Below are 14,779 nucleotides of genomic sequence, written 5' to 3'. Positions count from 1 at the left end.
GGGAAATATGGAATATTGGATCAGGAGAATACGCACTCTGCTAAGCTATCGATTGTTTAAGTGGCTTTTGCTTAGTATTGTAGCCTTGTTGACATTTGTTTTATTGTTCAGTCACGTCCGTATTGAAACGTACGATATCCGTTTATTTTCAGTTGCTGAGGAGACGATCCGATCACCGAAAACCATCGTTGATGTAAGACGTACAGAAATTGAACAGGAAAGGGCAGTTAACGAAATTTCAGAAGTTTACACATACCGGCCGGAAATACTTGATAACCGTACTTCTCTGATTTCCTCCATTTTTGATTTTGCAATGGAGTTTAATCCTTCAGGGGATGATGCTGAAGAACCTGAAAATACTGTTACGGTTACAAATGAAATGATGACAGACTTAAAGGAAGCGCTGTCTGAAGACGTATCCGAAAATGTAACAACGGCCATTGATGATTCAGTTTTTGAACAGCTCTTGTCCTCAAGTGACAGTGAACTGGAAAGGACTAAAGGCATTTTGGTATCTCAGCTTGAATCAACCATGTCGAATCCCATTACACAATCAGAAGTAAGCGGGACCAAAGATTCGCTTGAGGAGCGTCTTGCAGGACTGGCTATTCAAGATGATTTAAAAACAGCCTCCATTGAATTAGGCCGTTTTGCCGTAGTTGAAAACAATCTTTTTGATGAAGAGCAGACAGAAGCAAGGAAAGATCAGGCTAGGGAAGATGTGGAGCCGGTTCAAATACTGGAAGGGCAGGTAATCGTGCAGGAAGGGTATCTGATTGACAGAGATATTTACCGCCAGCTTGAAGCATTGGGGCTAACGACTAACGATGATACCATTGCTCCTTTTGCAGGCTTAATTCTGTTTTCGCTCCTGGTGTTTTTAGTTTTATACTTCCAGTTTTCCTCATGGAAGATTGAAGAAGAAAAAAAGCAAAACTATTTGACATTAGTCAGTATCATTTTTCTGCTGTCGCTTGGTTTAATGAAGGTGACAGAATTGGTCGGAGAACTGGATATTGCTCAAATTCAGTACCTATATCCCGCGGCTATGGCAGCGATGCTGATCAGGAGCATGATCAATACGAGGCTGGCTCTGGTCACCACTATACTGCTTGCAGCCTGTGGAAGCATAATTTTTAATGATAGCATTACCGGTTCAATCAATGTTGAAATTGCACTCTATTTTCTATTCAGCGGGCTTGCAGGGGTGTTATTTCTTTCTCATACAAAGCATCGTACGTATTTGCTTCGTGCAGGGATGTTTGTCGCCGTTGCCAATGTACTGGTGCTGCTGTCTATGGGTTTAATTGAAAACGCTCAGTACAGTTTGCTTGACTGGACACTTTACCTTATTTTTGCAACTGTGTCAGGAATACTGGCATCGATCCTGACCATTGGCCTGCTTCCATTATTTGAAGCTGGATTTGGCATCCTGTCGACGATGAAGCTGGTAGAGCTTTCAAATCCTAATCATCCGCTGCTGAAAAGAATTTTAACTGAGGCCCCAGGAACGTATCATCACAGTGTAATGGTAGCGAATCTTGCAGAGTCAGCCTGTGAAGCAATAGGAGCAAACGGCTTGCTTGCACGAGTAGGTTGTTACTATCATGATATTGGAAAAACTAAAAGGCCCCATTTCTTTATTGAGAACCAGATGAACATACAAAATCCTCATGACCGTTTGAGTCCTGAGGCCTCCAGAGATATCATTATTTCACATGCTTTGGATGGAGCTGAAATGCTTAGAAAGTGGAAGCTGCCAAAAGATTTTATAGACATAGCTGAGCAGCATCACGGCACGACGCTTTTAAAATATTTTTACTACAAGGCGAAAGAATCGGGTAATGAGGTTCGGGAAGAGGATTACCGCTACCCGGGACCAAAACCGCAAACGAGAGAGGCTGCCGTGATTTCTGTAGCTGATAGTGTTGAAGCTGCTGTGCGCTCGATGAAAGATCCTACTTCTGAAAAGATTAAAGGACTGGTACAATCGATCATCCAGGATCGTCTGCAGGACGGACAGTTTAACGAATGCGACCTGACTCTGAAAGAACTTGAAATCATTAAAACAGCTTTTTGTGAAACACTAAACGGGATCTTTCATTCAAGAATTGAATACCCTGAATTTGCAAAAAAACAGGAAAGGAAGAAGCAGGCATGACGTTGAATATTGATTTTTTTGATGAAACGGATTCTCTGGAAGAGAGAGATACTGCGTTAGTAGAAGATCTCCTTCTTTTTGCTTCTAAAAAAGAAGGAGTACAAAATGGTGAGTGTTCTGTTACTTTTGTCACCAATGATAAAATTCAGGAGATAAATAAAACTTACAGAGGAAAGGACAAACCTACTGATGTTATTTCCTTTGCAATGGAAGATGAAGCGGAAGGTGATCTGGCAGTAATTGGTGCAGATATTCCGCGAATGCTTGGAGATATCGTGATCTCTGTTCAAGTGGCAAAAGAACAGGCGGATGAATACGGGCATTCATTTTCACGTGAGCTGGGATTTTTGGCTTTACACGGTTTTTTGCATCTGCTCGGCTATGACCATATAAAAGAATCGGATGAAGCAGTTATGTTTGGCAGACAAAATGTTATTTTAGAGGAATTTGGCTTGGCGAGGTCTTAATATGAATCTTAAGCGGTTAGTATCCTCCTTTCGTTATGCCTGGGACGGAGTAAAAGATGTAGCAAAGCATGAGCAAAATTTCAAAATACATTTACTATCAGCTGGTGCAGTTGCTTTGGCTGGGTGGTACCTGCAGATTTCTGTCGTGGAATGGCTGTTTATTCTATTTGCTGTAACCGGTGTTTTAGCAATGGAATTAATGAACACTGCAGTTGAAAGAGCTGTGGATTTGATTACTTCAGATCCACACCCGCTCGCTAAAAAAGCAAAAGATGCTTCAGCAGCTGCAGTTTTTGTTTGTGCAGCTGGGGCAGGCGTTTCAGGTTCCATTATCTTTCTGCCGAAGATTTTCACCATTTTTTTTTAGTCCCTCTAATCGTTTCATAACTAAGAGCGCTTTTTTAGTTGAAAATATAGTACAATAAGAAATACTTCATGGGATCATTTGCATTCCACGCATGTAAGTGAAATGGAGAGAAAGTAGTTATCTTAAAGGAGAGCTGAAGAATGAACATAGAATTATTGGTGAATGAAGCAAAATCCGCCCGTGAAAAAGCGTATGTGCCATACTCGAAATTCAAGGTAGGAGCTGCGCTGCTTACTGAGGACGGAAAAATTCATCATGGATGCAACATTGAAAATGCCGCATACAGCATGTGCAATTGTGCAGAAAGAACAGCACTGTTTAAAGCGTATGCTGAAGGAGATCGTAAATTTAAAGCGATTGCGGTAGTAGCCGATACAAACCGGCCGGTTCCGCCTTGCGGTGCCTGCAGACAAGTTATTGCAGAATTATGCAGTCAGAATATGATGGTGTATTTAACAAATTTAAAAGGAGACGTTCAGGAACTGACGGTAGCAGAATTACTTCCTGGCGCTTTTTTACCGGAGGATTTAAATGGAGAAAGAAACTAAACACAAATCAGGATTTATATCCATTGTAGGACGCCCGAATGTTGGGAAATCTACATTTCTAAATCGAGTAATCGGGCAGAAGATTGCCATTATGAGTGATAAACCACAGACTACACGAAACAAGATACAAGGAGTTCTCACGACAAATGACAGCCAGATGATTTTTATAGATACTCCAGGTATACACAAACCCAAGCATAAGCTTGGTGACTTTATGATCAAAATGGCAACCAATACTTTTCGCGAAGTTGACCTGATTTTATTTATGGTGAATGTAGATGAAGGACTGGGCCGAGGTGACGAGTTCATCATGGATCTGTTAAAAGATGTAAAAACACCTGTCTTTCTTGTACTTAATAAAATAGATACCGTTCATCCCGATGAATTGCTGCCAATTATTGATCAGTACCGCTCCCGTCAAACCTTTCAGGAAGTGGTTCCCATCTCAGCTCTTGAAGGTCAGAATGTAGAAACGCTGCTTGAGCAAATTCAAGCGAATCTGCCGGAAGGACCGCAATATTATCCCGCAGACCAAATCACGGATCATCCCGAGCGATTTATCATTTCTGAATTAATTCGTGAAAAAGCTCTTCATTTAACTCGTGAAGAAGTTCCTCATTCCATTGCTGTTTCAATTGAAAAAATCAACAAGGAAGAAGGGAAAGAATTAATTAATGTAATGGCCACCATTATCGTTGAACGTGATTCTCAAAAGGGAATTGTCATCGGAAAACGGGGTGCGATGCTGAAGGAAATAGGACAGCGCGCACGGGAAGATATCGAAAATCTTCTTGGTTCAAAGGTTTATCTTGAACTTTGGGTGAAAGTTCAAAAAGACTGGAGAAATAAAGCCAGCAACTTAAGAGACTTTGGTTTTAAGGAAGATGATTATTAAAGCTGGATGCTGACTACAGGATTGGGAAATGTTACGAGCCATCAATCTATAGAATAAGTGGCAAACTAAAAACGTACTGACATTCATGGACAACATGAAAGGTGTGAAGCGTATGTTGGATTTTACGTGGGAAGTTTTTAGTCAAACCGGGAATGTAGAGCTTTATCTTTTGTTTAAAGAGATTGAAGGGCAAAATGATCGTCTGCCGGCAGAAGCCGCATCCCAGGTCGAATCAGAGTACTTATCCGGCACTCAGATCCAAATATAAAGTAATCATCGAACAGGAATAGCAGCAGGGAGGATTCTATATGCTCCAAAAATGTGAAGGTATTGTTGTTCGAACAAGTGATTATGGTGAATCTGATAAAATTGTGACCATTTATTCAAGAGAATTTGGCAAGTTCGCAGTGATGGCCAGAGGCGCAAAAAAAGCAAACAGCCGTCTTTCTTCTATTTCCCAGCTTTTCACTTATGCATATTTTTTATATCGCAAAGGAAATGGCATGGGAAGCCTGTCGCAAGGAGACCTTGTCGCTTCTCAAAGGGGAATAAAAGAAGATTTATTTAAATCGGCCTACGCTGCTTATATGGTGGAACTGCTGGATAAAGCAGTGGAAGACCGAAAGACAAATCCCTATTTATTTGAGCTGCTTGCGCAATCCTTATCTTTTCTTAATGAAGGATATGATGAAGAGGTAATTTGTTTAATTTTCGAAATGAAACTGCTGCCTGTTTTCGGTGTCCAGCCAGTGCTTGACAGATGTGCTCATTGCGGCGAAACGGAAGGTCATTTTTCCTTTTCCATAAGGGAAAATGGTTTGCTTTGTCATCGCTGCTGGTCTAATGATTCATATGCCTTGAAAATTACACCGCAAACAGTCCGTTTATTAAAGCTGTTTTATTTTCTTGACCTGAACCGTCTGGGATCCGTTTCTCTGCAGGACCAAACTAAGAAAGAACTTAGGCTTGTAATAAGAACTTATTATGATGAATACGTAGGCGTCTTTATAAAATCAAGATCATTTTTAGAGCAATTGGACCGAATGAAAACTGTTTTACATGGCGATAGCGAGGAAGAAGATAATAATAGCCAGACAAAATAAGTGATGAAATGAAAATAAATGAAGTAAAAACAGCCTGAGACATAATTTGTCTCAGGCTGTTTTAGTGGTACGCTGCACTTCACGAAGGCAATTATTGCGGGGGCTTGAAAAAGAGCCGATTTAGGCTTTTTTGAAGCACTCGCCTGCCTTTAAAATGCTGTAAATCAGTTAAAATTTAATTGCGTTTGCTAAATAGGCTTTAACTTCTGAGATCGGCATTCTGACCTGGTCCATTGTATCCCGATTTCTCACTGTTACTTGTTTGTCTTCTAGTGAATCAAAATCAAATGTAATGCAATATGGAGTGCCAATTTCGTCCTGACGGCGATATCGTTTGCCGATTGACTGAGACTCATCAAAATCCACCATAAAATCCTCAGCAAGTTCCTGCTGCACTTTGATTGCCTCAGAGCTTAGTTTTTTTGAAAGAGGCAATACAGCGGCTTTAAATGGCGCGAGAGCAGGATGAAAGCGGAGAACCGTCCGCTGATCATTGTTTTCAAGTTCTTCTGTTTCGTAGGCATCGCACAAAAAGGCAAGTGTCACCCTGTCAGCACCAAGAGAAGGTTCAATGCAATATGGAACATACCGCTCATTTGTCTGCTGGTCGAGGTATGTGAAATCTTCATTCGAATATTCCATGTGACGCTTTAAATCAAAGTCTGTCCGGTCAGCAATCCCCCATAATTCACCCCATCCAAACGGAAAGCGGTATTCGATATCGGTCGTTGCATTACTGTAATGAGACAGTTCATCTGAATCATGATCACGCAATCTCATGCTTTCTTCGTGCATGCCGAGGTTTAATAGCCAGTTTTTACAAAACTCCCGCCAGTATGCATGCCATTCAAGATCTTCACCAGGTTTACAGAAAAATTCGATTTCCATTTGTTCAAACTCACGGGTCCGGAAAGTGAAGTTTCCGGGAGTAATTTCATTTCGAAAGCTTTTACCAATTTGGCCGATGCCAAATGGCACACGCTTTCTCATGGTCCGTTGAACATTTTTAAAGTTGACAAAAATACCTTGAGCCGTTTCCGGGCGCAGAAAGATTTCATTGGTTGTTGCTTCTGTTACACCCTGGAAGGTTTTAAACATTAAATTAAATTGGCGGATCTCAGTGAAATCTTTACTCCCGCAATTTGGGCAGGATATGTCATGTTCTGTGATTAATTCCTCCATTTTTGAGAAAGGAAGTCCATCTACAATTAATTCCTCACCTTTTGCTTCAATCGCTTCTTCGATTAATTTATCAGCGCGGTGTCTGGCTTTGCAGCTTTTACAGTCGATCATAGGATCGTTAAAATTGCCAATATGACCGGAAGCTTCCCAGGTTTTTGGGTTCATTAGTATGGCGGCATCCAATCCTACATTGTAAGGAGATTCTTGTATAAACTTTTTCCACCAGGCTTTTTTAATATTATTTTTAAGCTCTACTCCAAGCGGCCCATAGTCCCATGTATTTGCAAGCCCTCCGTAAATTTCAGATCCCGGAAAAACAAATCCGCGATGTTTTGCTAATTGTACAATTTCGTCCATAGTAGACATTAACAGCACTCCTTTTATTTGATTTGCGAAAGTCCACATAAAAAATCCGTCCCTGGGCTAGTAAATAGCCCAGGGACGGATTTGACGTCCGCGGTTCCACCCTAGTTAATGCGATGTGCATTCACCTTCGTTTGATGCATTGCTCAGGATTGCCGCTTTCCCTGCTTTCCGGGCTCTCACCATCTCCGGTCGCTTCTTGTCAGCAGGTACTTATTGATCCTTCATCGCGCTAATATGTGTGTAATGTATATCTATCCTACCATGATTAATAACGATTCACAATATATTATATTCGCTCAAATCGAATCAGTTGCACTTCATTCTTATCCGTTTTAAAGTTGTAAAATAAATGCTTATTATATTATGGTGCAGTGATCGAAAAATAATCACTTATAGTATATAATATTAAGAATAAGTATGACTTAATGAACTGCTTTAAGGTGGTGACAATAATAGAACTTAATAAAAGACAGACAGAAATTCTGCAGATTGTTAAAGGAAACGGTCCGATAACAGGAGAACAAATAGCAGAAAGACTGCATTTAACCAGAGCAACTCTTCGTCCTGATTTAGCGATTTTAACAATGGCTGGGTTTCTGGATGCAAGACCCAGGGTAGGCTATTTTTATACTGGAAAATCAGGATCACAGCTGCTGACCGAAAATTTAAAAAAGCTGTATGTTAAAGATTATCAATCACTTCCGGTTGTCGTGCACGATAATCTATCGGTGTATGACGCTATATGCCATATGTTTTTAGAGGATGTCGGAACGTTATTCGTGGTCGATCAGCATGCATTGCTCGCAGGTGTACTTTCACGAAAAGATTTGCTTCGCGCAAGCATCGGCCAGCAGGATTTAACTAATTTGCCTGTAAATGTTATTATGACAAGGATGCCGAACGTGACATATTGTGAAAAAGACGACCTTTTGGTAAATGTGGCCACAAAGTTAATTGATAAGCAAATCGATTCTCTTCCGGTAGTCAGAAAAGTAGAGCAGGGATATGAAGTGTTTGGCAGGATTACAAAAACGAATATCACTAAAGCCTTTGTCAGTTTGTCAAAGGATGAGTCGTAGTCTATGGGTGGTGGAAAAATGAATGAAATTAATGTGTACGTGGTTTCTGATTCTGTAGGTGAAACAGCAGAGCTTGTCGCAAAGGCCTGTGTCAGTCAGTTCAGGCAATCAAGAAAATCAATAACAATAAAAAGATTTCCTTATGTAGAAGAAACCGCAAATGTGGATGAGGTCATTGCGCTTGCCAGGGATGATGAAGGCATTATCGTTTATACACTTGTTAGACCTGAGATACGCCATTATATTCAGGAGCAGATTCAGCTTTTTAATATAACCGCCCATGATGTAGTAGGGCCGATTATAACATCCCTTCAAACCGCAAGTGAAGAGATGCCTATTAACGAACCTGGAATGGTTCATGAACTCGATGAAGACTACTTTAAAAAAATCGAAGCGATTGAATTCGCAGTAAAGTACGACGACGGCAGGGACCCCAGGGGCATTTTAAAAGCGGATATTGTCCTTGTGGGAGTTTCAAGAACCTCCAAAACACCTTTGTCCCAATACCTTGCACATAAAAGACTGAAGGTGGCCAATGTTCCCTTAGTACCGGAAATTGAACCTCCTGCAGAGCTTTTTAAAGTCAATCCTTCCAAATGCTATGGATTGAAAATCCGCCCTGAGAAACTTAACTATATCAGGAAAGAAAGACTTATTGCATTGGGGTTAAATGATGACGCCACGTATGCCAAGATGGAAAGAATTCAGGAGGAAATGGATCATTTCGAAGCGATTGTAAAAAAAATTAATTGTCCTGTAATTGATGTGACAAATAAAGCAGTTGAAGAAACAGCTAATATTATCCTGAATGATATTTTTAATTAATGGGCTGTATGGTCTCAAGCTATTGAGGTCAATTGAAAAAAGACTTAATTGCCTAAGTTAAATGAGCAGAGCAGATACCGCCGCTTCAACAGGATTTCACAGCTTAAGCATCCGCCTGAAGCGCAGTGAATCGTTTAATGAGTCTGTGACATATATTGTCTCAGGCTTTTTCGTTTGGAGGGGACTGTTGAACCGGCTCCTCCGCATTTCATTCCTCTATATAAATACCTCCTCTGATTTAATTCAAAATAAAATGTTGGCGAAACTAAAGCAAATATACTATAATAAAAAATTGTGATAAAAATATTTTTTACTATTTATTTTTCTGAATAAAAGGAGTTCTATCTTTTATGTAGAATACCTTGTTCATGGAGATACAAAGAGATGATAGAATGGTTTTTATTGACGCCGATGCCTGCCCGAAAGAACTGAAAAAAATCATTGAAGAACAGGCACTTGCCTATGGTACAAGCTACCTTTTTGTAGCTTCTTTTCAGCACTTTAGCGCGGACGCAGATCAAAAAGTATGGACCTTCATTGATGAGGGAAAAGAAGCAGTGGATTTATATATTTTAAATCATGTTAAAAAAGGTGATCTGGTCATAACTCAGGACATTGGATTAGCTTCTTTAGTTCTTCCAAAGGGAGTTTATGCCTTATCAACCAGGGGAAAGCAGTATCAAGAAGACACAATTGATACAAGTTTGGCATTTCGCTATTTACATCAAATGGAACGCAAAAAAGGACGTTACGGGGGCGGTCCCAAAAAACTTTCAAGTGAAGATGTTAAAAATTTTTCAGACCGCCTCATAAATTATTTAGCGCGCCATGCAGGAAAAAATTGATTTATGGCGAAATGACTATTATCACACTAGACTAAATGGTGGTGTTTTTTGTGTCTGACAGAATTCCGGAAGAAATGGTCGAGGAGATACGAAAGAAAACGGATATTGTCGATGTGATCAGCGACTATGTACAGCTGAAGAAACAGGGGCGCAACTATTTTGGCCTATGTCCATTTCACGGCGAGAATTCACCCTCATTTTCTGTTTCTCCTGAAAAACAGATTTTTCACTGTTTCGGATGTGGTGCAGGAGGAAACGTCTACAGTTTTCTAATGGACCATGATGGTGTGTCATTTAAAGAAGCTGTGGCTGTAGCTGGATCTAAGATTGGTATGGACATCAGCTTGCAGCAGGATGAAACACCAAATGAAAAGGATGGTAATACAAAGCAGCTTTACAAGGACCAGCAAGATGCTCACGAGCTTCTCGCTAAATTTTATCACCATTTACTGATGAATACCGAAGAAGGTCAGCACGCATTAGAATACATGCTTCAACGAGGCTTCACAGAAGAGCAGCTTAAACAGTTTCGTATCGGCTGGGCTTTACCCAGCTGGGACTTTACTTCTGAACTGCTTAAAAAAAGAGGTTTTGACCTTTCTTCAATGGAGCAGGCAGGACTAATTATAAAGCGTGACAATGGATCTTACTTTGATCGATTCAGAGAGCGTATTATGTTTCCGGTAGAAAATGACCGTGGACAAATTGTAGCTTTTTCAGGAAGAATTATCAATTCTGATAAAAAAGATGAACCAAAATACTTGAATTCTCCGGAAACACCACTGTTTCAGAAAAATAAGATTTTGTTTAATTACCACAGGGCCAGAGGCGCCATCAGAAGAGAGCAGTCAGTTGTACTTTTTGAAGGATTTGCAGATGTAATTTCATCCAATGAATGGACCGCGAATGGTATCGCTACCATGGGTACTTCCCTTACAGTACAGCATATCGGACTGATCAAAAGACTGACTGGCCAGGTCATAATTTGCTATGATGGAGACAAAGCCGGGTACGAAGCAGCGTTTAAAGCAGCGAGGGAACTTGCCTCTTCAGGATTAAAAGTGAAAGTGGCACTGCTTCCAAACGGCATGGATCCGGATGATTATATTCAAAAAAAGGGCGGACAAGCTTTTAAACAGGAGATTATTGATTCAAGCGTTTCGGAAATGGCGTTTAAAATGCATTATTTTCGTTCAAAAAACAATTTATCTTCTGAAGACGGGCGTCTAACCTATATTAAGTCTGTTTTAAAGGAAATTGCTTCCTTGAAAGAGGCAATTGACAAAGAATTTTATATTAAGCAGCTGTCTGATGAATTTAATCTGTCGATTGAAGGCTTGTCGCAGCAAATGTTAAGCCTCATGCCGCAGGAGCAGACAGAAAAAGAGGTTCAACAGCCCAAGCCGTCCGGCGTCTTTCAGCGGAAATCAACACTTCTGCCTGCGTATCTTACAGCAGAAAGACATCTTATAGCTCATATGATGGCCAATGAAGATACAGCTTATACAGTTCAGAACCTTTTAAGCGGCAAAATGATGAATAAAGATGAGCATCAGGCGATCTTCACGTATCTGCTTGCTTATTACGAAAAAGGTCATCATTCTGATGCAGGAGCATTTGTTCATATGCTTCCTGACCGACATCTGCGGGCAATTGCCACAGAGATAAACATGATGGATGTTAACCCTGAAGTGGGAAGCGATGAATTGAATGATTATGTGGCAGAAGTGTTAAAATATCAAAAGTTGTTGAAGATAAAGGAAAAGCAAGTTGAAGAAAAAGAAGCAGAACGTAAAAATGATTTCAGAAAAGCTGCCGAAATCGGAATGGAAATTATTCAATTGCGGAAAGCTTTGAAAAGATAAAGTCGTGCAAGCTTGGAAGGAGGGGGACCAATGGCTGAAAAGTCAACACGTTCCAAACAATCAGAAACTGAAGTAATTACAATTGATGTCATAAAAGCCCAGCTGCTGGAAGCAGGTAAAAAAAATGGTGAAATTACCCTTGAGGATATCGCGGAGAAGTTAGCAAGTTTTGAACTTGACAGTGACCAGATGGATGAGTTTTATGAACAGCTGGGTGAACAGGGTGTAGAGGTTGTAAAAGAAGGCAACGAAGGTGACCCGAGTGTAACTGAACTGGGGAAAGAAGAAGAGGAAGAGTTTGACTTAAATGATTTAAGTGTTCCTCCCGGTGTTAAAATAAACGACCCGGTCCGTATGTATCTTAAAGAAATCGGCCGAGTGGATTTATTGTCAGCGCAGGAAGAGATTTCACTGGCAACCCGTATTGAACAAGGGGATGAAGAAGCCAAACGACGCCTGGCAGAAGCAAACCTAAGACTTGTTGTTAGTATTGCGAAACGATACGTCGGCCGTGGCATGCTCTTTTTGGATCTGATCCAGGAAGGCAATATGGGCCTGATTAAAGCCGTTGAAAAATTCGATCACAGTAAAGGGTTTAAATTCAGTACGTATGCTACCTGGTGGATCAGACAGGCGATCACACGTGCGATTGCAGACCAGGCCAGAACGATCCGGATTCCTGTTCACATGGTAGAAACGATTAATAAATTGATCCGTGTTCAGCGGCAGCTTTTGCAGGACCTAGGACGGGAGCCATCTCCAGAAGAAATTTCTGAAGAAATGGATCTCACACCTGAAAAAGTTAGAGAAATCCTTAAAATTGCCCAGGAGCCTGTATCACTTGAAACGCCAATAGGTGAAGAAGACGACTCCCATTTAGGGGACTTTATTGAAGATTCAGAAGCTCAATCTCCTTCTGAGCACGCTGCATATGAGCTCCTTAAAGAACAGCTGGAAGATGTACTGGATACATTAACAGACCGCGAGGAAAACGTACTCAGACTGCGATTTGGACTTGACGACGGCCGCACTCGCACTCTGGAGGAAGTTGGAAAGGTGTTTGGCGTAACACGCGAGCGTATTCGTCAAATCGAAGCAAAAGCGCTCAGAAAACTTCGTCATCCCAGCAGAAGCAAACGTCTTAAAGACTTTTTGGAATAGGCTAATCTGCCAATTCTCTTTGAAAAAAGAGGGTTGGCTTTTTTTATAAGATCTGACATAGGAGCGGTAATCATGAGAGAACAAAGAAAAGAAATCATCACAAATGAAATTTTGTACTGGAAAGCAAATAAGATGCTTCCTCCCCATTATTGTGATTATCTGCTCGCGTTGTACAATGAAGGGGAAGCGGTAAACGAGAACCCTCGCTCTTCAGAGCATCTTGCTGAACGGGCCTTTAATCGTTCTTCTTCAAATTTCTTTTCAATAATCATCATATGGCTGGCATTGATTTCTCTTGTTGTTTTCAATTTTACTGAGTTATCTATAATTTTGCAAACAGCGTTTTTATCGATTTTTGTCGTTTTTCTTCTCATTCAGGGATTGAAAAGGAAAACAAATAAGTGGGTAAGGCATATAGCTATTATTACGGCAGTTTTCATCCTTCTTCTTCAAAGCTTACAGACTTGGGAAAGTTATTTTTCAGACAACCTGCCCCTGCTGTTTTTTACTATTGGGATTCAATGTGTAGTCTGGATGGTTATGGGGTGGAAATATAAATTAAGCTATTTAAGTGCTGGAGGCTTTTTGGGAATGGCTGTACTAATGATTAGTATCTATCAATATAGTTAACTGTTTGAGATAAACTTGTAGAATAGGCTCATCTTCTCTTATAATAGAAATGAAAGCGGATACAACTAAGGGGGATGGATATGAATTTTGAACTTACTCAAGAACAGCAGATGATTCAGCGTACGATACGGGAATTTGCACAGGAAGTAGTAGCTCCCGGGGCACTGGAGCGGGACCGAACGAAGGCATTTCCAAAAGATGAGATGAAACAGCTTGGGGAACTGGGAATGATGGGGCTGCCGTTTTCAGAGGAGTACGGGGGTGCTGGAGCAGATACAACAAGCTTTGCAATCGTTACAGAAGAATTAAGCCGTGCTTGCGGATCAACAGGTATTACATATTCAGCTCATATCTCGCTGGGGGGAGCCCCTATCCATATGTTTGGCACCGACAAACAAAAAGAAGCCTATTTACCCCAGATTTGTTCTGGAGAATCACTTGGGGCATTTGGTTTAACAGAGCCTAATGCCGGATCAGACGCAGGAGGAACCCAGACGAGTGCTAAAGAAGACGGAACAGATTATATACTTAATGGAAATAAAAGCTATATTACAAATGCCAGCTGGGCAAAGTATCTCGCATTAACTGCCATTACCGGAACGAACAATGGACAAAAAGAAATCAGCGCCATTATTGTTCCAACGGATGCAGAAGGCTTTAAAGTAATTGATAATTATGAAAAAATGGGCTTGCATTCATCCAATACCACTGAACTTGTGTTAGAAGACGTTAAAGTTCCTCAGGAAAATCTTCTTGGAAAACGCGGTGAAGGTTTCAGACAGTTTTTAATAACATTGGATGGTGGAAGGATTGGAATTGCTGCTATGGCTGTAGGAATTGCACAGGCGGCATACGAGCGAGCGCTCAGTTACTCAAAAGAACGCCATCAATTTGGCCGTCCGATCTCGTCTTTTCAAGTAACACAATTTAAACTCGCTGATATGGCAATGAAAATCGAACTGGCAAGGACCATGACGTATAAAGCAGCGTGGCTTAAGGATCAGGGAAAGAAATTTACAAAAGAAGCTTCAATGGCGAAGCTGTATGCATCAGAAATTTGTATGGAGGTGTGTGACGAAGCTATACAAATTCATGGTGGCTACGGGTATATGAAAGAGTATCATGTAGAAAGATATTTAAGGGATGCAAAACTTCTTGAAATTGGAGAAGGAACATCTGAGGTCCAGAGAATGGTGATTTCAAGAGAAATCGGCTGTCAGTAAACGAGCTGGAAATAAACCCTTTTTTAAAAAAATGATTTTCTTTGTGTCTAAAATGCGACAAA

The 14,779-nt window shown here is 40.7% G+C and carries 15 protein-coding genes; 14 read left to right on the top strand and 1 reads right to left on the bottom strand.

Features of this window, described 5'->3' with window-relative positions; translation table 11 throughout:
* Positions 1-7: 7 nt before the first annotated feature.
* From P6709_RS03755 to recO, 7 genes are all read left to right on the top strand, one after another.
* On the top strand, positions 8-2,161 hold the full coding sequence (locus P6709_RS03755) for an HD family phosphohydrolase (protein ID WP_278239539.1): 2,154 nt from the start codon (positions 8-10) through the stop codon (positions 2,159-2,161).
* On the top strand, positions 2,158-2,628 hold the full coding sequence (ybeY, locus tag P6709_RS03750; RefSeq protein WP_278239538.1) for an rRNA maturation RNase YbeY: 471 nt from the start codon (positions 2,158-2,160) through the stop codon (positions 2,626-2,628). Before P6709_RS03755 ends, ybeY begins: the two co-directional genes overlap by 4 nt.
* 1 nt (position 2,629) lies before the next feature.
* Positions 2,630-2,995, top strand: coding sequence for a diacylglycerol kinase (locus tag P6709_RS03745; protein ID WP_278239537.1), 366 nt, complete (start codon positions 2,630-2,632; stop codon positions 2,993-2,995).
* Positions 2,996-3,135: 140 nt separating this feature from the next.
* The gene (locus P6709_RS03740; protein ID WP_278239536.1) at positions 3,136-3,543 is read left to right on the top strand and encodes a cytidine deaminase; all 408 of its coding nucleotides are present in this window, start codon (positions 3,136-3,138) and stop codon (positions 3,541-3,543) included.
* Positions 3,527-4,438, top strand: a complete 912-nt coding sequence (gene era / locus P6709_RS03735) for a GTPase Era (RefSeq protein WP_278239535.1) — start codon at positions 3,527-3,529, stop codon at positions 4,436-4,438. Before P6709_RS03740 ends, era begins: the two co-directional genes overlap by 17 nt.
* Before the next feature lie 112 nt (positions 4,439-4,550).
* On the top strand, positions 4,551-4,706 hold the full coding sequence (locus tag P6709_RS03730) for a YqzL family protein (protein WP_278239534.1): 156 nt from the start codon (positions 4,551-4,553) through the stop codon (positions 4,704-4,706).
* Positions 4,707-4,746: 40 nt separating this feature from the next.
* Complete coding sequence (recO, locus tag P6709_RS03725; protein ID WP_278239533.1) at positions 4,747-5,541, top strand: DNA repair protein RecO; 795 nt, start codon at positions 4,747-4,749, stop codon at positions 5,539-5,541.
* Positions 5,542-5,709: 168 nt separating this feature from the next.
* Here recO and P6709_RS03720 read toward each other — a convergent pair whose 3' ends face one another.
* Positions 5,710-7,080 carry a glycine--tRNA ligase gene (locus P6709_RS03720; RefSeq protein WP_442905298.1) on the bottom strand — a complete coding sequence of 457 codons (1,371 nt, stop codon included), beginning with the start codon at positions 7,078-7,080 and terminating at the stop codon, positions 5,710-5,712.
* A gap of 434 nt (positions 7,081-7,514) precedes the next feature.
* Between P6709_RS03720 and P6709_RS03715 the strand changes: the two genes are divergently transcribed.
* The 7 genes from P6709_RS03715 to P6709_RS03685 all read left to right on the top strand — a co-directional run bounded on the left by P6709_RS03715 (position 7,515) and on the right by P6709_RS03685 (position 14,717).
* Positions 7,515-8,168: a helix-turn-helix transcriptional regulator gene (locus P6709_RS03715; RefSeq protein ID WP_278239531.1), complete on the top strand. Its 654-nt coding sequence runs from the start codon at positions 7,515-7,517 to the stop codon at positions 8,166-8,168.
* A gap of 18 nt (positions 8,169-8,186) precedes the next feature.
* Complete coding sequence (locus P6709_RS03710; protein WP_278239530.1) at positions 8,187-8,993, top strand: pyruvate, water dikinase regulatory protein; 807 nt, start codon at positions 8,187-8,189, stop codon at positions 8,991-8,993.
* Between the two features lie 392 nt (positions 8,994-9,385).
* On the top strand, positions 9,386-9,838 hold the full coding sequence (locus P6709_RS03705) for a YaiI/YqxD family protein (protein ID WP_278239529.1): 453 nt from the start codon (positions 9,386-9,388) through the stop codon (positions 9,836-9,838).
* 50 nt (positions 9,839-9,888) lie between these two features.
* Positions 9,889-11,703 carry a DNA primase gene (dnaG, locus tag P6709_RS03700; protein WP_278239528.1) on the top strand — a complete coding sequence of 605 codons (1,815 nt, stop codon included), beginning with the start codon at positions 9,889-9,891 and terminating at the stop codon, positions 11,701-11,703.
* Positions 11,704-11,733: 30 nt separating this feature from the next.
* Positions 11,734-12,864, top strand: a complete 1,131-nt coding sequence (rpoD, locus tag P6709_RS03695) for an RNA polymerase sigma factor RpoD (RefSeq protein ID WP_278239527.1) — start codon at positions 11,734-11,736, stop codon at positions 12,862-12,864.
* A 72-nt stretch (positions 12,865-12,936) separates the two neighbouring features.
* Entirely contained in the window at positions 12,937-13,494 is a 558-nt protein-coding gene (locus P6709_RS03690; protein ID WP_278239526.1) for a hypothetical protein, read from the top strand.
* Positions 13,495-13,574: 80 nt separating this feature from the next.
* Positions 13,575-14,717 carry an acyl-CoA dehydrogenase family protein gene (locus P6709_RS03685; RefSeq protein ID WP_278239525.1) on the top strand — a complete coding sequence of 381 codons (1,143 nt, stop codon included), beginning with the start codon at positions 13,575-13,577 and terminating at the stop codon, positions 14,715-14,717.
* The last annotated feature ends 62 nt before the right edge of the window (positions 14,718-14,779 follow it).

This window comes from Jeotgalibacillus sp. ET6, assembly GCF_029667115.1.
Lineage (GTDB): Bacteria > Bacillota > Bacilli > Bacillales > Jeotgalibacillaceae > Jeotgalibacillus.
The sequence above is the reverse complement of the archived record's forward strand: the minus strand, read 5'-3'. Positions and strand labels throughout refer to the sequence as shown.